The following is an 18,238-nucleotide window of genomic DNA, read 5'->3' as shown; positions in this document are numbered from 1 at the left end:
GCGGCGAAAACTCAGAGCGCGGCCGGCTCGGCCTTGCCCACGTACTTCACGTAGCCGTTCTCCTCCAGCTCGTCGGCGAGCTCCTTGCCACCGGACTCGACGATGCGCCCGTCGGCGAAGACGTGCACGAAGTCCGGGGTGATGTGCCGGAGGATGCGGGTGTAGTGCGTGATCAGTATGACGCCGACCTCGCTCGAAGCCTTGTACTGGTTGACACCCTCGGAAACCACGCGCAGCGCGTCGACGTCGAGCCCGGAGTCGGTCTCGTCGAGGATGGCGATCTTCGGCTTGAGCAACGCCAGTTGCAGGATCTCGTGGCGCTTCTTCTCGCCGCCGGAGAAGCCCTCGTTCACGGAGCGCTCGGCGAACTCCTGCGAGATCTCGAGCTTGCCCATCTCCTCCTTGACCTCCTTGACCCAGTGGCGCAGCTTGGGGGCCTCGCCACGGACCGCGGTGGCCGCGGTGCGGAGGAAGTTGGACATCGAGACGCCGGGCACCTCGACGGGGTACTGCATGGCCAGGAACAGGCCGGCGCGGGCGCGCTCGTCCACGGTCATCTCGAGCACGTTCTCGCCGTCCAGCAGCACCTCGCCGGAGGTCACCTGGTACTTCGGGTGACCGGCGATCGCATAGGACAGCGTGGACTTGCCGGAGCCGTTGGGGCCCATGATCGCGTGGGTCTCGCCCGACTTGATCGTCAGGTTCACGCCCTTGAGGATCTCCTTGGCGCCTTCGTCGGTGTTGACCGAGGCGTGCAGGTCCTTGATTTCCAGGGTAGCCATTCTTCGTTTCCTAAAGTCTGCGGTGGACGGGGTCAGGCGCCAACGGCTTCGAGCTCAGCCTCGATCGCGGCTTCGAGGCGCTCGCGCACCTCGGGCACGTCGATCTTCACCAGGATCTCGTGGAAGAACCCGCGCACGACCAGCCGCCGCGCCGCTTCCTCCGCGATTCCGCGCGACTGGAGGTAGAACAACTGCTCGTCGTCGAACCTTCCCGTCGCGCTCGCGTGGCCGGCGCCTTCGATCTCGCCGGTCTCGATCTCCAGGTTCGGCACGGAGTCCGCGCGCGCCCCGGGTGTGAGCACCAGGTTGCGGTTGAACTCGTAGGTGTCGGTGGCCTCGGCCTCGGCCCGGATCAGCACGTCGCCGATCCACACCGTGTGCGCGCCCTCGCCCTGCAGCGCGCCCTTGTAGCCCACTCGCGACTTGCAGTTCGGCACCGCGTGGTCGACGAAGAGGCGGTGCTCCTGGTGCTGGCCGCCGTCCGCGAAATAGACGCCGAGCATGTCGACGTCGCCACCCTTGTCGGTGAAGGTCGCCGTCGGCGAGACGCGGACCAGGTCACCACCCAGGGTGATCACGGTGTGCCGCAGCGCGGCGTCGCGGCCCAGCTTGAGGTGCTGCTCGGAGACGTGCACCGCATCGTCGGCCCAGTCCTGGACGCTGACCACGGTGACCTTGGCGCTGTCGCCGATGACGAACTCGACGTTGTCGGCGTAAGTGCCGGAGCCGACGTGGTCGAGCACGACGACGGCTTCGGCGAACGCCTCGGCGCGGACCTGCAGGTGCCCGTAAGCGACCAAACCCTCACCCGGGCCGTGGATGCGCAGCACCGACGGCTTCGACGCCTTCGTCTCCTTGGGCACCGTCACGACGGTTGCCTTCTGGAACGAGGAGTACGCCTGGGCGGCGATCCGGTCGCTCGGCACACCGGCCTGGCCCAGCCGCGAGTCGTCTCGGCCGACGGTCTCGATCGTCAACTCGGGCGCGGCGTCGGCTTCGAGCGTGATCTCGCCGGAGGCGACGACCGTGCCGTCGTGGAGGCCGCGCAGACGCTTCATCGGGGTGAAGCGCCAGTTCTCCTCACGTCCGCCCGGGACCTCGAAGGCCTCGACGTCGTAGGAGGTGAACCGCTCGGCGCGGGAGGCCGCCGGAATGACGGCGCCCTCCCGCAGCGACTCGGCAACGTTGTTCTCGGTAACCGACATGACTAGCCGACGGACCCTTCCATCTGGAGCTCGATCAGGCGGTTCAGCTCGAGCGCGTACTCCATCGGCAGCTCACGCGCGATGGGCTCCACGAACCCGCGCACGATCATCGCCATCGCCTCGGCCTCGTCGAGACCGCGCGACATCAGGTAGAACAGCTGCTCTTCGCTGACCTTGGACACCGTGGCCTCGTGGCCCATGGACACCTCGTCGTTGCGGATGTCCACGTACGGGTAGGTGTCCGAGCGCGAGATCGTGTCGACCAGCAGTGCGTCGCAGACCACGCTGGAGCGCGAGTGGTGCGCCCGCTTCGCGACGCGGACCAGGCCGCGGTAGGAGGTACGGCCGCCGCCGCGCGCCACCGACTTCGACACGATGGTCGAGGAGGTGTGCGGCGCGAGGTGCTCCATCTTGGCGCCCGCGTCCTGGTGCTGGCCCTCGCCCGCGAATGCGACCGAGAGGACCTCGCCCTTGGCGTGCTCGCCCATGAGGAAGACCGACGGGTACTTCATGGTGACCTTGGAACCGATGTTGCCGTCGATCCATTCCATGGTCGCGCCCTCTTCACACTTGGCGCGCTTGGTGACCAGGTTGTAGACGTTGTTCGACCAGTTCTGGATCGTCGTGTAGCGGCAGCGGCCGCCCTTCTTCACGATGATCTCCACGACCGCCGAGTGCAGCGAGTCGGACTGGTAGATCGGCGCGGTGCAACCCTCGACGTAGTGCACGTAGGCGTCTTCGTCGACGATGATGAGCGTGCGCTCGAACTGGCCCATGTTCTCGGTGTTGATCCGGAAGTAGGCCTGCAGCGGGATGTCCACCTTCACGCCCTTGGGCACGTAGATGAACGAGCCGCCGGACCACACCGCCGTGTTCAGCGCGGAGAACTTGTTGTCGCCGGCCGGGATCACGGAGCCGAAGTGCTCCTGGAAGATCTCCGGGTGCTCCTTGAGCGCGGTGTCGGTGTCCAGGAACAGCACGCCCTGCGCCTCCAGGTCCTCGCGGATCTGGTGGTAGACGACCTCGGACTCGTACTGCGCGGCGACACCGGCGACGAGGCGCTGCTTCTCCGCCTCGGGGATACCCAGCTTGTCGTAGGTGTTCTTGATGTCCTCGGGAAGTTCTTCCCAGCTGGCCGCCTGCTTCTCCGTGGAGCGCACGAAGTACTTGATGTTGTCGAAGTCGATCCCGGAGAGGTCGGCTCCCCAGTTCGGCATTGGCTTCAGCTCGAAGAGCTTGAGCGCCTTCAAGCGGGCTTCGCGCATCCACTCCGGCTCGGACTTCTTCGAGGAGATGTCGGTGACGACGTCCTCGTTCAGCCCGCGGCGGGCGGTCGAGCCCGCCTCGTCGGAGTCGGCCCAGCCGAACGCGTACTTGCCAAGGGACTCGATGGTCTCTTCCTGGCTCAGTGGCGCGGTGGTGGGAGTGCGCTGCTCGGCAGCGGCAGTCATGCGGGTTTCCCTCCATTCGGGATCCGTGCTGTACGCCCCCGGTCCGCCCGCGCCGGCTGCGTCGCCGCAACCGCCTCGGTCGTCCCGGAGGGCCTGGTGCTGTCCGGCTCGGGAAGGGCCGGGATACCCGTCGTCACGGCGGGTACGTGTGTGGTGCACGCGTTGTCGCCGCGTGCGATCGTCGCCAGCCGCTGCACGTGGGTGCCGAGCAGCCGGGCGAACGCGTCGGTCTCGGCCTCGCACAGCTGCGGGAACTCAGCCGCGACGTGCGCGACCGGGCAGTGGTGCTGGCAGAGCTGTTCACCGACACCGACCTGGCGGGTCGACGCAGCGTAGCCCTCCCTGGTCAAGGCCGTGGCCAGGGCCTCGGCGCGCTCCGCGGGATCACTCGAACCGGTGATGGCGGAGCGGTGCGGGCCCACCAGCGCGTCGACGCGGCTCTCCGCGAACGCGCGCACGGCGCCTTCCCCTGCGTGCTCGGCGAGGAACCGGATGGCCGACACCGCGAGGTCGTCGTAGGCGTGCCCGAACCGGGCGCGGCCCGACTCGGTGAGCAGGAAGAACTTGGCCGGGCGCCCGCGTCCGCGCGGACCGCGCCGGGGCGCGTCACGGGTCTCGGCCTCGCCGTCGGCCACCAGTGCGTCGAGGTGCCTACGGACGGCCGTGGGGCTGATGCCGAGCTGCTCCGCGACCACCACGGCGGTCATCGGGCCCTGCTCGAGAAGCAGGCGTGCCACCTCGTGGCGCGTGCGTCCTTCGAGCGAATTAGCCTGGCTGACCTGCACAGGAACGCCGAGATCCGCGGCGCGCGGCTGATCGCCGAACTCCTCGCAGACCTCTACCTCAGGCGTCCCGTTCTTTTTCACAACACAAGTGTGTCTTATTTCCGGCGCAGGGGCAAAGGCGGGGTGTCCGGCAGTGACCCGCGTCACGGCCGGAGGGACTCGATACCCTTCCTGACGTGGCAGTCGGCGAGCAACCCGTGCAGCGGGACCCGGAAGTGGGCACACCCGGCGACACGGCGACGGCCGTGGCGCCACCTTCGCCCGTCCTCCCGCGCGAGCCGCAGCCGCTCGACCAGGCCGAACACCGCGGCCTCGACATCGTCCGGCGGTTCGGCACGGTCGGCTCGCTGTTCCTCGCGCTCGGTTCGCTCGGCGCCGGCGCGGCGCCCGTGATCAACCCGGTGCAGGACCTGCCGGTGCTGCGCCTGTTCACCCGCATCCCCACCGTCTCGCTCGCCATCGCGTTCTCCGGCATGGGCATCCTCGTGCTGAGCTGGCTGATGCTCGGCCGCTTCGCCCGGCCCGCGAGCGCCCGCCTGGCCAGCCAGGGCCAGCTGGCCCGAACGATCGCGATGTGGGTGGCGCCGCTGCTGCTCATCCCGCCCCTGTTCTCCCGGGACGTCTACAGCTACCTCGCGCAGAGCGAGATCGTGCACCGCGGGATGGACCCCTACACCCTGGGCCCGGCCCAGGCGCTCGGCGTGGCCGACCCGCTCACCGCGGGCGTGGCCAACATGTGGCGCGAGACGCCGGCGCCGTACGGGCCGCTGCTGCTGCGCCTGGGCGGCTGGCTCGCGCCGATCGGCGGCACCAACATCGTGACGGGCGTGCTGCTGCAGCGCGGCCTGGCGCTCGTCGGCGTGGTCCTCATCGTGTGGGCGGTGCCGCGGCTGGCGCGCCGCTTCGGCGTTCAACCGGTGACGGCGCTGTGGCTGGGCGCAGCCAATCCCCTGCTGATCTTCCACTTCATCGCCGGCGCCCACAACGACGCGCTGGCCATCGGGCTGATGGTCGCCGGGCTGGAGGTCGGCATCCGGCGGCTGCCGGTGCGCGTCAAGGGCGACTCCCCGCCGCCGATGGCAAAGGGTGAGCTGCTGTGCATCGCGCTCGGTGTAGCGATCATCACGCTCGGAGCCGCGGTCAAGGTGCCCGCACTGCTCGCGTTGCCGTTCTTCGCGGTGATGGTGGCGCGGCGCTGGCACGGGAGCATCAAGGACCTCGTGCGGGCCGGCGTGCCGATGGCGCTGCTGTTCGGTGCGGTGCTCGTCGTGGTCTCCTACGGCACGGGTCTGGGCTTCGGCTGGATCGGCGCGCTCGGCACCCCCGGCCTCGTGCGCTCGTGGATCTCCCCCACCGCCGAGCTGGCGAACCTCACCGGGGTGCTCGGCATCGCGCTGGGGCTCGGCAACCACACCGACGCGCTGGTGCCCATCATCGGCGCGCTCGGCTACCTGGTGACGGCGTTCGTCACCGTCAAGTTCCTGTGGGCCAGCTTCAAGTGGCGCTACCGGCCCATCATCGGGCTCGGGGTGGCGCTCGGCGCCGCGATGATCCTGCAGATCAACCTGCAGCCGTGGTACGTGCTGTGGGCCGTGATTCCCCTCGCCGCGGCGGCGGGCACGTCGCGGTTCCGCGTGGCCGCGACCGTGATCAGCGCCGGGCTGCCGTTCCTGCTGCCGCCCACCGGGAGCACGTTCGACGGCCACGCCTACATCCTGCCGTGGGCCTACGGCGCGGCCGTGCTCGTGACGCTCGGCGGGCTCGCGTGGGTGTACCGGCTTTCGCCGCTCCTGCTCTCCAGGACGTCCCCGGAACGGCCCGCCGTGGTGGACGTCGTATCGTAATTCGTTGTGGACAACCCAGCGGTCGAGATCACCGGCCTGGTGAAAAGCTACGGCTCCACCACCGCGGTCGACGGGCTCGACCTGCGGATGGAGCGTGGCTGCCTGCTGGCCTTGCTCGGGCCCAACGGCGCGGGCAAGACGACCACGGTGGAGATCTGCGAAGGGTTTCGCAAGCCTGACGCCGGAAAAGTCCGGGTCCTCGGCCTCGATCCCGTGAAAAACAGCGCCCGGCTGCGCCCGCGCGTCGGCATCATGCCGCAGGGCGGCGGCGCCTACCCGGGTGTGCACGCCGCCGAAATGCTCGGCTTGGTCGCGTCGTGCGCGGCGAACCCGCTCGACCCCGCGTGGCTGCTCGACGTGCTCGGGCTGGCCGGCGCCAAGCGCACCCCGTTCAAACGCCTCTCCGGCGGGCAGCAGCAACGGCTTTCGCTGGCGTGCGCGCTCGTCGGGCGGCCCGAGCTCGTGTTCCTCGACGAACCGACCGCGGGCATGGACCCACAGGCGCGGCGCCTGGTGTGGGAGCTGCTGGCCGCGCTGCGCAGCGACGGCGTGAGCGTGCTGCTCACCACGCACCTGATGGAAGAAGCGGAAGCGCTCGCCGACCAGGTCGTGATCGTGGACCACGGCAAGGTCGTGGTCCAGGGCTCGCCCCACGCGTTGACGCTGGAAGCGGGCGACGCCGCGCAGCTGCGGTTCCGCGCGCGCACGCGGCTGGACCTGTCGCTGCTCACGGCGGCGCTGCCGGAGGGCTATCGCGTGAGCGAGTCCTCGCCCGGTTCGTACCTCGTGGAAGGCGCGGTGGATCCGCAGGTGGTGTCGACCGTCACGTCGTGGTGTGCGCAACAGGGCGTGCTGCCCGAACAGCTGCAGGTGGGGCGGCGCACGCTGGAAGAGGTTTTCCTCGAGCTGACCGGACGGGAGCTGCGAGCGTGAGCATGACGTTCCCGGAAGGCACCTTCACCCCCGCGCCGGGCCGCGGCCCACTGGGCCGAATGCTGCGCACGCACGCGCGCATCGAGGCCGCTTTGACGTTGCGCCACGGCGAACAGCTGCTGCTCACGCTGATCATCCCGCTCGCGCTGCTCATCGGCCTGAGCCTGCTGGACATCCTGCCCGCGAGCCAGCTCGGCTCGACGTCCAAAGTGGACTGGATCACACCGCGGATCCTCGCGCTGGCCGTGATGTCGTCGGCGTTCACGGGGCAGGCCATCGCGCTCGGCTTCGACCGGCGCTACGGCGTGCTCAAACGGCTTTCGGCCACCGCGCTGCCGCGCTGGCTCCTCGTGGCCGGGCGCGTGGTCGCGGCGCTCGTGGTGGTCGTGCTGCAGTCGATCGTGATCGGCGTGGTGGCGGCGTTCCTGGGCTGGTCGCCCTCGGGTGCCGGAATCGCGTCGGCGATCGTGCTGCTGGTGCTGGGCACGGCCGCATTCGGCGCACTGGGCGTGCTGCTCGGCGGCGCCCTTCGGGCCGAAGCGGTGCTGGCGCTGGCCAACATCGTGTGGTTCGTGCTGCTGCTCGCCGGCGGGATCCTGCTGGCGCCTTCGGCTTTGCCGGCGGGCCTCGGCGTGGTCGTCTCGCTGCTGCCCTCGGGCGCGCTCGCGGAAGGCATGCGCGCGGCGCTGGTGGACGGTCACTTCGCCGTCGGGCCGATGGCGGTGCTCGCCGTGTGGGCGATCGTGTCCGGACTTATCGCGACACGGACCACAAAACTCACCTGAGTGCGGCGTGAAACGGGTGTGAGAAAAGCGTCGCCGTGCATGCGGTGGGAAAGCGCGGAATTGCGCGCGAGTACGATTCCCCCGTGCCTCTTCGCAGTTTGATCGCCCGCTTGCCCTATCCCTCCGTCGGCGTGCAACGAGCCGTCGGGATCGCCGCCGTGGTGGCGATGGGCGGCATCGGCGTCACGGGGTCCGTGGTGCGGGTGACGGGTTCGGGCCTCGGCTGCCCGACGTGGCCGCAGTGCGTGCCCGGCAGTCTCGTGCCGGTGCAGCACCCCGGGATCCACGCGGTCAACCAGTGGATCGAGTTCTCGAACCGCATGCTGACGGGCGCGGTCATCGTCGTGGCCGCCTTGGCGGTGCTCACGGCGTGGCGCATCCTCATCGACCACCCGAGCCGCAAGCGGCTGCTGGTGCTGGCCTGGACGATGCCGGGCGGCGTCGTGCTGCAGGCCGTGCTCGGAGGCATCACCGTGCTGGCGAAGCTGGAGTGGTGGACGGTCGCGATCCACTTCCTCGCTTCCACGCCGTTGATCTGGCTCGCCGTGCTGCTGCTGCGCGCGTTCCGCGAGGGCGACGAACCCGCGCGCCCGATCGTGCCGCCACTGGGCCGCAAGGTGCTGGTGCTGCTGACGGTGCTGATGTGGGCCGTCCTCATCGCCGGCACGACCGTCACCGGCGCCGGCCCCCACGGCGGCGACATCCACACCCACCGCCTCGACGTCCCCATCGAGAAGCTCGCCCAGGTCCACAGCGGACTCCTGATCGTCTACCTCGTGGTCCTCGCGGTCTTCGGCCTGCAGCTGCTGCGCGTGGGCGCGCCGAAGAGCGTGTGGCAGCGCTACGCGTGGGTCTGGGCGGTCGCGCTCGCGCAGGGCGTGCTGGGGACCGTGCAGTACGCGCTCGGCGTCCCCGAGGCGATGGTGTCGTTCCACGTGCTCGGCTCGGCCCTGGTCATCGTCGTCACGGCGGCGCTGTGGACCGGCACCCGAGACCGCGGCCCGGTGGTGTCGCTGGAACCGGCGCCTCCGACGGACCGCGAACTCACCCCGGCGGGCTGACGCCCCGGACGGCCACGCCTTCGTAACTCTCCGTCGGCTCGCCGTCGGCGCAGCGGACAGAACGGGCACCTACTCTTCGGCTCGGAATCGCCATCCGAAGCGCCGCGAGGTGACGCTCATGACGTCCGTCCAGTCCAGCACCGTGAAGCCGTTGATCTCCGGACGCCGGGGTCCGGCGGAGATGGTCGTGCTCAAGACTTTCCTGCTGGTGCCGTTCGTGGCACTGGTCGCCGCCGTTCCGCTGTTGTGGGGCTGGGGGCTCAGCTGGGTCGACGCGGCGCTGTTCGTGGTCTTCTACACGTTCGGCACGCTCGGCGTGACCGTCGGGTACCACCGGTATTTCACGCACGGCGCGTTCAAGGCGCCACGCGCGCTGCGGATCGCGCTGGCCGTGTCGGGGAGCATGGCGGTGCAGGGTTCGGTGATCTTCTGGGTCGCGAGCCACCGCCGCCACCACGCGTTCGCCGACCGCGAGGGCGATCCGCACTCGCCGTGGCTGTTCGGCACGTCGCCCGCGGCGCTGCTGCGCGGGTTCTGGCACGCGCATATGGGCTGGATGTTCAAGCGCGAGGTGACCAACGCCGACCGCTTCGCCCCGGATCTCGTCGGCGACCGCGACCTGCGGCTGGTGAACCGCTTCTTCGCGCTGTGGATCGCGCTCAGCGTCGCCCTGCCGGCCGCGCTGGGCGGGCTGATCACCTGGTCGTGGTGGGGCGCCGTCACGGCGTTCTTCTGGGCGGGCCTGGTGCGTATCGCGTTGCTGCACCACGTGACCTGGTCGGTCAACTCCGTGTGCCATCTGATCGGTGAACGCCCCTTCGCCAGCCGCGACAAGGCCGCCAACTTCTGGCCGCTCGCGATCCTGTCGATGGGCGAGTCGTGGCACAACTCGCACCACGCCGACCCGACCTGCGCGCGCCACGGCGTGCTGCGCGGCCAGGTCGACGTGTCGGCGCGCGTGATCTGGCTGTTCGAGCGCTTCGGCTGGGCCACCGACGTGCGATGGCCCCGAGCCGATCGCTTGGCCGCCAAGCGAAAGCAGCCCGCCTAGTACCGCACCGGCTCAGTTCACGATGAACTCATCCGCGAAGGTGCGCAGAGTTTCTGCGTCGAGCGCGTTCCCGAAGCCGACGATCAGCTCGTCGACCCCGGCGTCGCGGTAGCCGTCGAGCCGCTCGCGGATCGTGTTGATGGTGCCGACGAGCCCGTACGCGGCCAGGTCGCCGGGGAACACCAGCGGCGCCCACGCCGGCACGGCGGCGCGGGCTTCCTCGTCGGTGTCCGCGATGATGCAGTACGTCGTCGATGTCTTCGTGATCGCCGAGAAATCACGTCCCACCGTGTCGCAGTGGCGAGCGAGGATCCCGTACTTGCGGCGCACCTGTTCGGGTGGTTCCTGCACGTTGCAGAGATCGCCGTACAGCGCGACCAGGCGGAGCGTCACTTTCTCCCCGCCCCCGGCGATCATCACAGGTGGGTGGGGGAGCTGGACGCCCGTCGGCGAATTCACTGCGGAGTCGGTCGTGAAGTACCGGCCGGTGAAGGTCGCGGGTTTCCCGGTCCACAGTTCCTTGATGATCTGCAGCGCCTCTTCCAGCCGCCGAAGGCGTTCTCCCGCGCCGGGGAAGTCGTAGCCGAACGCCCGGTACTCGTCTTCGTACCAGCCGGCTCCGATGCCGAAGGTCAGCCGTCCGCCGGAGACGACGTCGAGGTTCGAGGCCATCTTCGCCAGGAGAGCGGGATTGCGGTAGCCGTTGCCGGTGACGAGCTGACCGAGCCGCGCGGTGCCGGTCTCGCGGGCCAGCGCCGCCAACGTAGTCCAGGCTTCGAACACGTACGACCCCGAAGGGCCGAACGGGATGAAGTGGTCCGGAGCCCAGATGGTCGCGAAACCGGCCGCGTCGGCGACCTGGGCCAGCTCGAGCAGCTTGTCGAACGCGGTGACCGGGTTCGTGTGGCCCGCGAACTCGTGGGTCGTCCCGGTGGGCAGGTAGTAGCTGATTTTCATGGTCTCTTGGACCGCCGGCGCCCCGCGAAGGAATCGTCGCGCGGCACCCACCGGCCGGACCGATTCCTTTTCGGCCCGTGCCGGGTCCAACTCCCCATGACGAGGCAAACCCCGCGGCGACTGGTGCTCAGCACGCTCGTGTCGCTCAACGGTGTGATCAGCGAGCCGCTGAAGTGGGCGGGGCCCTACTTCGGCCCGGGTAGCGCGGCCGCGTCGCTGGCCGCGCTCCGTGGCTACGAGGCCATGCTGATGGGCAGGCGGACCTACGACATCTTCTCCCGGCAGTGGCCGGCGACGCCGGGCGAGTACGCCGCACACCTCAACGCCATGCGCAAATACGTGTTCTCCTCATCCCTGCGGCAACCTCGATGGACGAACACCGCGGTGATCGACGACGATGTCGTCGACGCCGTCGCCGCGCTGAAGCGGGAAGCAGGTGGGGACTTGATCGTCTGCGGTCACGGCCGGTTCGGCCAGACGCTGACAGCGGCCGGGCTGATCGACGAGCTGGCCCTGACCGTCGTGCCGGTCATCGTCCCCGATGGTGACACCTTCGCCCGCCCCGGTGGCACTGGCAGCGTATGGGAGCTCCTCAGCGCGGAGCCCGGGGCCGATCCGGGCCTGGTGTCGTTGCGCTACCGACCGGCGCGAGGTTGACGGACTTGTCGGATACGTGGGACGAACTGGAGAGCTTCCGACCGGAGCTGATGGCACTGTGCTACCGGATGACGGGCTCGGTGCACGAAGCCGAAGACCTCGTGCAGGAAACCTGCCTGCGGGCCTGGCGCAGCCGAGACGCGTTCGAAGGCCGCTCCTCGGTACGGACGTGGCTGTACCGGATCGCCATGAACGTGTGCTTGACGACGTTGCAGGGCAGAGGGCGCCGAGTGCTGCCGGCCGGTCTCGGTGTCCCCGGCGAGGACCCCGACGTTCCACTGGCGACAGCCGACGTCCTGTGGCTCGATCCGTTGCCCGCGGACCCCGCCCACATCGCCGAACAACGGTCGACGCTGCGGCTCGCGCTGGTCGCGGGTCTGCAGTACCTGCCTCCGCGCCAGCGCGCCGCGTTCATGCTGAGGGAGGTGCTGGCGATGCCGGCCTCGGAGATAGCCGAGGTCCTCGGCACGAGCGTGCCCGCGGTAAAGAGCGCGCTCCAGCGCGCCCGGGCCCGGCTCGACGAACTGTCGCCGTCGCCGGAGGCCGTCGTCGAGCCGGATTCGGTCGAAGCGCGACGCATCCTCGACTCCTACATCGCGGCCTTCGAAACCGCCGACATCGGGGCGCTGACGCGGCTGCTGCGCGACGACGCGACCCTCGAGGTCATCCCGTCCGGTCTTTCGCTGTCCGGGAAACGGCTGTGCGTGCCGTTCCTCGGGGAGCACGTGCTCACCGAGCCTGGCCTGTACCGGATGTTCCCGACCGTCGCCAACGGACAGCCGGCCGCGGCGGCCTACCACCGCGACCACACCGCCGCGCCGTTCCGGCCGTTCGGGCTGGCATTGCTGACCGTCGACGCCACGCACCTGGTGTCGATCACGACGTTCCTCGACCCGGGCCTGGTGGGCGCCGCGGGCTTCCCCGAGGACCTCACGCAGCTCCCGTGACGGCTGCGGCGGGCCGACGACGGCAGGTGATCACTGAGCCGCGCCGGTCCGGTATCCGCCGGGCGTGGTCGCGAACTCCCGCCGGAACGCCTTGGCGAAGGCGAACGCGGAGCCGTATCCGACCGCTGAGGCGACCTGCGCGAGGGTCTTGTCGGTGCCGCGGAGCAGCCGGGCCGCGGTGTCCATCCGCCACCGTGTGAGGTAGGTCAGCGGCGGTTCACCGACCACCTCGGTGAACCGGCGTGCGAACGCCGCCCGCGACAGGCCGGCGAGGCCGGCGAGCTGCTCGACGGTCCACGCCTCAGCCGGTTCGGCGTGCATGGCCGCGAGCGCCCGCGCTGTGGGCGGATCGCTCAAAGCCGCCGCCCAGCTGGTCGTGGCGGCGGATTCGTGCAGCCACGCTCGCAGCAGATACACCAGCAACGCATCGACCAGCGACGGCGCCACGACGGCGGCACCCGGCGGAGCGTCGCGCAATTCCGTGTCCAGGAGCTCCACCATCGCGCGCAGCCCAGGATTCCTGCCGCGCAGGGTGGACAGGTGCACGACTTCGGGCAAGTCCCGCAGTAGCGGGTGCGGCCGGCTGCGCACGAGCTTGTAGGCGCCGCACACGATCGTCGACCGGGCGCCGGGCCCGGGTAGCTCGAAGCGTCCGAAGGGGGCTCCCGCAGTGCCGCGGACCGGCGTGAAAGCCGTGAGGGGCACGTCCTGAGCGGAGCTCATCGCGTGCGCGGCGCCACGCCCGAGCAGCACCGCGTCGCCGGGGCCCAGTTCCCGGGGGGCGAAATCGCCGTCGGAGAGCGGAGTCAGCAGGCAGGTGCCCTGGAGCACCACGTGGAAAGCGGCCCCCATGACGTGGTCGAAACGCAGCCCCCACGGTGAGTGCACCTCGGTGAGCGCGGCGACCGGCTGACCTACCCGCATCGCGGTCAGGATGTCCCCCAGCACGTCCACAACGGAACTCTACAACGCGGAGACGATGAGACAAAGGTTCGCGCTTCTCAGCCATTACTCGTCTCGTCTCCTCGCTCTACTTTGATCCTCGGAGACCGGATGAAAGGAGCCGCAGATGATCGCGAAGACGGTATGGGTGGAAGGCGCCACCGGTAAGGCGGGCAAGCGCGTGACCGAGGCGCTCACCGCCGCCGGGCTCGACGTGCGCGCAGCGAGCCGCCATCCGGGCGCGGCAACGGGTCACCTCACGCCCACCCTGTTCAACTGGTCCGACAGGTCCACTTGGGACACTTCGGTCGCCGACGCGGATGCCTTGTTCCTCAAGGGCCTCGACAGCGACGACGACGCGGCGGGCACGATTGCGAGCCTGATCGCCGCGGCGCCGCGCGCGCGGCACGTGGTGCTCATGTCGGCGTTCGGCGTCGACAAGGGGCCCGCCGCGGGCAACCGCGCACGGGTCGAGCAGGCGGTACGGGAGTCGGGTCGCGACTGGACCATCCTGCGGCCCAACTGGCTGATGCAGAACTTCGACGAAGACGAGGCCGTCTACGCGAGGGCGATCCGCGAAGATGACGAGCTGTACGCGGGCAGCGGCGGCCACCGCGCGAGTTTCGTCGACACCCGGGACGTGGCCGATGCGGCGGTCACGGTCCTGACGACCGACGGCCACCACGGCCGGGCTTACGACCTCACCGGCCCGGAGTCGCTGACCTTCGGAGAGGTCGCCGAAGTGCTCGCGAAAGCGTCGGGGCGTCCCGTCCGGCACGTCGACGCCGACCTGGCGCAGCACCGTGCCCACTTTGCCCGCTCAGGCCGGCCGGACGCCTGGATCGACCACATGATGCACCTGTTCGTCCTCGTTCGCGCGGACGCCTGCGATGGTGTGACCGACCACGTCGAACAGCTCACCGGACACGCACCCCGCACCCTGGCCGACTACGCCCGGGAGAACTTCGCAGAGGTCCGGGTGTAGCGCCCGGAGTGGTGGGGAACGGGGCGACGCGTGATCGGATGATCTCGGTTCGAGGGAGGACCTCCGGGTTTGGTGTGGATCACCACGATCTGCACCAGCCACGGAGGTCCTCGTGTCACACCATGATGCCCCGCTGAGCCTGACCGGCAGAGGCCGTCTGGCTCGTGTGTCGTGGATGAGGGCCGGCCGGATCAAGCCGCGAGCAGGCGCAGCAGGCGCGCGGTCTCCGTTTCGACGGCCGCGCGCCCGAGGCGGACGTACTTGCGCGGGTCGACGACGTCCGGCCGCTCGTCGAGGAACTGCTTGAGCGAGCGGGTGAACAGGCCGTTCAGGTGCGTCGAGATGTTGATCTTCGTCATCCCGCTCTCGACGGCGCCACGCAGCTCGTCGTCGGACAGGCCGGACGATCCGTGCAGCACCAGCGGCACCGCCACCGCGTCGCGCAGCCGCGAGACGAGCGCGCGGTCGACGCTGGCCGTGCGCGACACCATGGCGTGCGACGTGCCGACGGCGACCGCCAGCGCGTCGACGCCTGTGGCCTTCACGAACGCGGCGCCCTCGGCCGGGTCGGTGCGGGCGCCGGGAGCGTGGACGCCGTCCTTGCCGCCGACCTCGCCGAGCTCCGCCTCCACGGCGATGCCCGCCGCGTGGCACAGGTCGGCGATCTCGCGGGTGGTGCGCACGTTCTCGTCGTAGGGCAGACGGGACCCGTCGTACATCACGCTGTCCACGCCGAGCTCGACGCCTTCGAGGACCAGGTCCTGGTCCTCGATGTGGTCCAGGTGCACGAGCACCTCGACCTTCGCGCGCTTGGCGATCTCCAGCGACGCGAGCGCGATCGGCGCCAGCCCGCCGTGGTAGCGCACGCAATTCTCGCTGATCTGCAGCACCACGGGCACGCCGGCCTGCTCGGCGCCGCTCGCGATGGCCTCGGCGTGTTCGAGCAGGATCACGTTGAACGCGCCGACCGCGGCGTTGCGCTCACGCGCCGACGCGAGGATCCGGGCGAGAGCCGGGCGGGTGATCATGCGGGTTCTCCGTTCGGTTCGAGAAAACGTCGGTAGGCCTCGACATCGACCTCGCCCGCCACCGGGCGCAGTACGGCCGCCGCCCCGAGCGCGGCGGCGCGGCGAAGCGCTTGGACGAGGGGGACGCCGTCGACGAGCGCCGCCGCGAGGCCGGCGGTCGCGGCGTCGCCGGCTCCGGTCGGGTTTCCGGTGACGCCGGGGACGGCGGGGATTTCGATGGTGTCGTCCGGTGTGTGCGCGGCGATCCCTTCGGCGCCACGCGAGACGACCACGAGCCCGGCGCCTCGCCGCTTCAGTTCGGCGGCGCCGGCATTTTCGTCCACAGTGGACGTCGCGTCGAGCAGCTCCGCGAGGTTCGGCTTCACGACATCCGCCCCGGCATTCGCCGCTGCCACCAGTGCGGGGCCGGAAACATCGGCGAGCACCCGGGCACCGGCCTCGTGCGCCGCCCGCACCCAGTCCCCGAGCAACTCGGCCCGCGCCCCCCGCGGCAACGACCCCGAGACGACCAGCAGCTCCGCGCCCGCGAGCCGCCGTCCGAGCACCTCACCGAACGCGGCCCACTCGGCTTCGCTCGTCTCCGGCCCGGGCTCGGTGTAGACGGTCGGATGCCCCTCACCCACGACGGTCACCGTCGTCCGCGTCTCCCCCGCAAGCGGCGAGACTTCATGCGGCACAGTCAGTTCACCCGCGACCCACCGCCCGGCCTCACCTCCGAGCGGCAGCAGGGCCAACACCTCGACCCCCAGCCCGGCCAGCACCCGCGCGACGTTCAGCCCTTTGCCACCGGGCCGGCGCTGAACCTCCAGCACCCGGTTCGTCTCCCCGGGCTCGTGCCGCGCCACGCGGTAGGTGACGTCCACCGCCGGATTCGGCGTGACCACGACGATCATCGGGCCACTCCGGCGGCCGGTAAGTCCTTCATCGGCAACGTCGCACGGAGCACGGGAGCGCGCCCACCACGAGCGAGTCCTGAGCCGACAGGCACCGCGCCACCTCGGTGAGCTCGCACGATCACCGACTCGTGCCGAGCCACGCGATCGGTGGCTCCCGCTGCCGGACCGAGCACGATCACGCCGGTCATCGGGCCACTCCCGCGGCCAGCAAGTCCTGCGCCAGCAAGGTCGCACCGATGACCGCGGCCGCGTCGCCGTGGTGGGCGCGGACGACCGACGGCGCGCGGAGGATGCCGAGGCGGGCAGCGACCTCGTGGGTGAGCGGGTCGAGCAGCAGGGCGCCCGCCTCGGCCAGTCCGCCCCCGACCACGACGGTGCCGCAGCCCACGGCGGCGGTGGTCCAGGCGATGGACTCGGCCAGCACACGGACGCACTCGCGCCAAGCGGTAAGGGCGGCACCGTCGCCGCCGCGGACGCGTTCGGCGACTGTAAAGGCGTCGGGCGCGCCGGCGTGGCGCGCGAGGGCGGAGGCCGAGGCGACCTCCTCCACCCGTCCGCCACCGGCCAAGAGCACCTGGCCGATTTCGCCGGCCCACGGGCTGTCGAGCACCCGGCCGTCGACCACCAAAGCGCCGGCCAGACCCGTCCCGACGGCGGCGAACAACACCGGCTCCGAAGAACCGGCCGCCGCGCCCGTGCGGACCTCTGCGAGCGCGCCGGCGCGGACGTCCTGCCCGAACGCCAACGGCACGTCCACCGCAGCGGAAACGAGCTCCCGCACCGGAACGTCGCGCCAACCGAGGTTCACGGCCTGCAGGCACAGCCCCGCGCGCTCGTCGACGATGCCGGGCACGACGAGGCCCACAGCGTCGACCGGGTACCACTCGGTGGCGCGGCGCACGAGCCCCGCGAGCGCCTGCGGATCGCCCGTCGGCGTGGGTTCACGCCACTGCGCGAGCACCGCGCCGTCGTCGCCGGTGACGCGCGCCTTGACCGTGGTGCCGCCGACGTCGACACCGAGCACCGCCATCAGGTGAGGATGACCGAGCGCGTGAGCGAGCGCGGGTGGTCGGGGTCGAGCCCGCGGCGCACGGCCAGCGCGACGGCGAACCGTTGCACCACAACCAAAGCCGCCATCGGGTCGAGGTCGTGGTGGACGAACGTCGCGCCCGTGCGGGCGATGTCGTCGGCCAGGCCCTCGGGCGTCGCGCCGAGCGACCACACGAGCCGGCCGGGCTGAGCGATCGCGATCGGGCCGTGGCGGTAGTCCATTGCCGGGTACGACTCCGCCCAGAACTGCGCGGCCTCGCGGGTCTTCAACGCGGCTTCGAACGTGAGGCCCACCGCGGCGTCGCGGCCGACGAAGCTCACCTGCTCGGCGTCGAGCAGCTCGGTGATCGGCACCTGCAGCGCCTGCTCGGCCTGCGCCGCCAGCGCTTCGACGTCGTCGCCGAGCCCCGCGCGCAGCAGCGCGAGCGTGGTCGTCGCGAACCGCGTCTGCACCACGGATTCCTCGTCGGCGAAGGGAAGTTCGACGACCTCGTCGGCCACCGCGGCGGCCGGCGCGTCGCCCACGGCCGTGATCAGCACCGTGCGCTGCGAGTCGAGCGCGCCGAGCAGGTCGACGATCTCGGTCGTGGTGCCGGAGCGCGAGATCGCGACCACGCGGTCGTACTGGCGCTCACGCGGGTACTCGGAGCCGGCGAAGGCGTCGGTCAGGCCGTGCCCGCGCTGCTCGCGCGCGACGGCGTAGCTCATGGCGATGAACCAGCTGGTGCCGCACCCGACGACGGCGACGCGTTCCCCCGGCTGCGGCAGCGCGCTCGCGACGGAAGGGAACAGCTCGGCGGCCGTGCGCCACATCTGCGGTTGGGACGCCAGCTCACGGGACACGAAGGAGTCGGACATGGAGACCTTTCGATCCGAGGG

General features: G+C 70.5%; 18 protein-coding genes. 8 read left to right on the top strand and 10 right to left on the bottom strand.

Annotation, left to right across the window (positions count from 1 at the left end; genetic code table 11):
* Positions 1 to 11 precede the first annotated feature (11 nt).
* From sufC to AB0M56_RS17675, 4 genes are read right to left on the bottom strand one after another with little or no spacing between them, the layout of a single operon-like run.
* Positions 12 to 782 carry a Fe-S cluster assembly ATPase SufC gene (gene sufC / locus AB0M56_RS17690; RefSeq protein ID WP_364176865.1) on the bottom strand — a complete coding sequence of 257 codons (771 nt, stop codon included), beginning with the start codon at positions 780 to 782 and terminating at the stop codon, positions 12 to 14.
* A gap of 32 nt (positions 783 to 814) precedes the next feature.
* A complete protein-coding gene (sufD, locus tag AB0M56_RS17685; RefSeq protein ID WP_364176863.1) occupies positions 815 to 1,987 on the bottom strand; it encodes a Fe-S cluster assembly protein SufD in 1,173 nt (390 codons plus the stop codon).
* Between the two features lie 2 nt (positions 1,988 to 1,989).
* Positions 1,990 to 3,438, bottom strand: coding sequence for a Fe-S cluster assembly protein SufB (gene sufB / locus AB0M56_RS17680; protein WP_364047737.1), 1,449 nt, complete (start codon positions 3,436 to 3,438; stop codon positions 1,990 to 1,992).
* The gene (locus tag AB0M56_RS17675; protein WP_364177077.1) at positions 3,435 to 4,223 is read right to left on the bottom strand and encodes a metalloregulator ArsR/SmtB family transcription factor; all 789 of its coding nucleotides are present in this window, start codon (positions 4,221 to 4,223) and stop codon (positions 3,435 to 3,437) included. Before AB0M56_RS17675 ends, sufB begins: the two co-directional genes overlap by 4 nt.
* A gap of 245 nt (positions 4,224 to 4,468) precedes the next feature.
* Between AB0M56_RS17675 and mptB the strand changes: the two genes are divergently transcribed.
* The 5 genes from mptB to AB0M56_RS17650 all read left to right on the top strand — a co-directional run bounded on the left by mptB (position 4,469) and on the right by AB0M56_RS17650 (position 9,897).
* Positions 4,469 to 6,067 (top strand): polyprenol phosphomannose-dependent alpha 1,6 mannosyltransferase MptB, encoded by a 1,599-nt coding sequence (gene mptB / locus AB0M56_RS17670; RefSeq protein WP_364177074.1) that lies wholly within the window; start codon positions 4,469 to 4,471, stop codon positions 6,065 to 6,067.
* Between the two features lie 6 nt (positions 6,068 to 6,073).
* The gene (locus AB0M56_RS17665; protein WP_364176861.1) at positions 6,074 to 7,000 is read left to right on the top strand and encodes an ABC transporter ATP-binding protein; all 927 of its coding nucleotides are present in this window, start codon (positions 6,074 to 6,076) and stop codon (positions 6,998 to 7,000) included.
* Between the two features lie 2 nt (positions 7,001 to 7,002).
* The gene (locus AB0M56_RS17660) at positions 7,003 to 7,785 is read left to right on the top strand and encodes an ABC transporter permease (protein WP_364177071.1); all 783 of its coding nucleotides are present in this window, start codon (positions 7,003 to 7,005) and stop codon (positions 7,783 to 7,785) included.
* An 83-nt stretch (positions 7,786 to 7,868) separates the two neighbouring features.
* On the top strand, positions 7,869 to 8,846 hold the full coding sequence (locus AB0M56_RS17655; RefSeq protein WP_364176858.1) for a COX15/CtaA family protein: 978 nt from the start codon (positions 7,869 to 7,871) through the stop codon (positions 8,844 to 8,846).
* 118 nt (positions 8,847 to 8,964) lie between these two features.
* Entirely contained in the window at positions 8,965 to 9,897 is a 933-nt protein-coding gene (locus AB0M56_RS17650; RefSeq protein WP_364176856.1) for an acyl-CoA desaturase, read from the top strand.
* A gap of 12 nt (positions 9,898 to 9,909) precedes the next feature.
* Here AB0M56_RS17650 and AB0M56_RS17645 read toward each other — a convergent pair whose 3' ends face one another.
* Entirely contained in the window at positions 9,910 to 10,854 is a 945-nt protein-coding gene (locus tag AB0M56_RS17645; protein ID WP_364176853.1) for an LLM class F420-dependent oxidoreductase, read from the bottom strand.
* A gap of 96 nt (positions 10,855 to 10,950) precedes the next feature.
* On the opposite strand from AB0M56_RS17645, the gene AB0M56_RS17640 reads away from it, so the two are divergent.
* On the top strand, positions 10,951 to 11,511 hold the full coding sequence (locus AB0M56_RS17640) for a dihydrofolate reductase family protein (RefSeq protein WP_364176851.1): 561 nt from the start codon (positions 10,951 to 10,953) through the stop codon (positions 11,509 to 11,511).
* A gap of 5 nt (positions 11,512 to 11,516) precedes the next feature.
* Positions 11,517 to 12,458, top strand: a complete 942-nt coding sequence (locus AB0M56_RS17635; RefSeq protein ID WP_364176848.1) for an RNA polymerase subunit sigma-70 — start codon at positions 11,517 to 11,519, stop codon at positions 12,456 to 12,458.
* 30 nt (positions 12,459 to 12,488) lie between these two features.
* Here the strand turns inward: AB0M56_RS17635 and AB0M56_RS17630 are convergent, their stop codons facing one another.
* Positions 12,489 to 13,412 (bottom strand): AraC family transcriptional regulator, encoded by a 924-nt coding sequence (locus AB0M56_RS17630; RefSeq protein ID WP_364176845.1) that lies wholly within the window; start codon positions 13,410 to 13,412, stop codon positions 12,489 to 12,491.
* Positions 13,413 to 13,527: 115 nt separating this feature from the next.
* On the opposite strand from AB0M56_RS17630, the gene AB0M56_RS17625 reads away from it, so the two are divergent.
* Positions 13,528 to 14,385 (top strand): NAD(P)H-binding protein, encoded by an 858-nt coding sequence (locus AB0M56_RS17625; RefSeq protein WP_364176842.1) that lies wholly within the window; start codon positions 13,528 to 13,530, stop codon positions 14,383 to 14,385.
* 191 nt (positions 14,386 to 14,576) lie between these two features.
* Here AB0M56_RS17625 and AB0M56_RS17620 read toward each other — a convergent pair whose 3' ends face one another.
* From AB0M56_RS17620 to AB0M56_RS17605, 4 genes are all read right to left on the bottom strand, one after another.
* On the bottom strand, positions 14,577 to 15,413 hold the full coding sequence (locus AB0M56_RS17620; RefSeq protein ID WP_364176839.1) for a class II fructose-bisphosphate aldolase: 837 nt from the start codon (positions 15,411 to 15,413) through the stop codon (positions 14,577 to 14,579).
* The gene (locus AB0M56_RS17615; protein WP_364176836.1) at positions 15,410 to 16,306 is read right to left on the bottom strand and encodes a hexose kinase; all 897 of its coding nucleotides are present in this window, start codon (positions 16,304 to 16,306) and stop codon (positions 15,410 to 15,412) included. The genes AB0M56_RS17620 and AB0M56_RS17615 overlap by 4 nt, the downstream gene beginning before the upstream one ends.
* A gap of 187 nt (positions 16,307 to 16,493) precedes the next feature.
* On the bottom strand, positions 16,494 to 17,339 hold the full coding sequence (locus AB0M56_RS17610; protein ID WP_364176833.1) for an ROK family protein: 846 nt from the start codon (positions 17,337 to 17,339) through the stop codon (positions 16,494 to 16,496).
* The gene (locus tag AB0M56_RS17605) at positions 17,339 to 18,217 is read right to left on the bottom strand and encodes a sugar isomerase (RefSeq protein ID WP_220238718.1); all 879 of its coding nucleotides are present in this window, start codon (positions 18,215 to 18,217) and stop codon (positions 17,339 to 17,341) included. Before AB0M56_RS17605 ends, AB0M56_RS17610 begins: the two co-directional genes overlap by 1 nt.
* Between the last annotated feature and the right edge of the window lie 21 nt (positions 18,218 to 18,238).

Origin of the sequence: Amycolatopsis sp. NPDC051372 (genome assembly GCF_040682095.1) — a bacterium.
Lineage (GTDB): Bacteria > Actinomycetota > Actinomycetes > Mycobacteriales > Pseudonocardiaceae > Amycolatopsis.
This window is presented reverse-complemented; position numbering and strand designations above follow the sequence as displayed.

What these genes read in the sequence shown, in the direction of transcription:
- AB0M56_RS17610 (WP_364176833.1), bottom strand. Translation starts at nt 17,339, where the DNA reads ATGGCGGTGCTCGGTGTCGACGTCGGCGGCACCACGGTCAAGGCGCGC.
- AB0M56_RS17645 (WP_364176853.1), bottom strand. Translation starts at nt 10,854, where the DNA reads ATGAAAATCAGCTACTACCTGCCCACCGGGACGACCCACGAGTTCGCG.
- AB0M56_RS17650 (WP_364176856.1), top strand. Translation starts at nt 8,965, where the DNA reads ATGACGTCCGTCCAGTCCAGCACCGTGAAGCCGTTGATCTCCGGACGC.
- AB0M56_RS17625 (WP_364176842.1), top strand. Translation starts at nt 13,528, where the DNA reads ATGATCGCGAAGACGGTATGGGTGGAAGGCGCCACCGGTAAGGCGGGC.
- AB0M56_RS17605 (WP_220238718.1), bottom strand. Translation starts at nt 18,217, where the DNA reads ATGTCCGACTCCTTCGTGTCCCGTGAGCTGGCGTCCCAACCGCAGATG.
- AB0M56_RS17640 (WP_364176851.1), top strand. Translation starts at nt 10,951, where the DNA reads ATGACGAGGCAAACCCCGCGGCGACTGGTGCTCAGCACGCTCGTGTCG.
- AB0M56_RS17620 (WP_364176839.1), bottom strand. Translation starts at nt 15,413, where the DNA reads ATGATCACCCGCCCGGCTCTCGCCCGGATCCTCGCGTCGGCGCGTGAG.
- sufD (WP_364176863.1), bottom strand. Translation starts at nt 1,987, where the DNA reads ATGTCGGTTACCGAGAACAACGTTGCCGAGTCGCTGCGGGAGGGCGCC.
- sufC (WP_364176865.1), bottom strand. Translation starts at nt 782, where the DNA reads ATGGCTACCCTGGAAATCAAGGACCTGCACGCCTCGGTCAACACCGAC.
- AB0M56_RS17615 (WP_364176836.1), bottom strand. Translation starts at nt 16,306, where the DNA reads ATGATCGTCGTGGTCACGCCGAATCCGGCGGTGGACGTCACCTACCGC.
- sufB (WP_364047737.1), bottom strand. Translation starts at nt 3,438, where the DNA reads ATGACTGCCGCTGCCGAGCAGCGCACTCCCACCACCGCGCCACTGAGC.
- AB0M56_RS17660 (WP_364177071.1), top strand. Translation starts at nt 7,003, where the DNA reads ATGACGTTCCCGGAAGGCACCTTCACCCCCGCGCCGGGCCGCGGCCCA.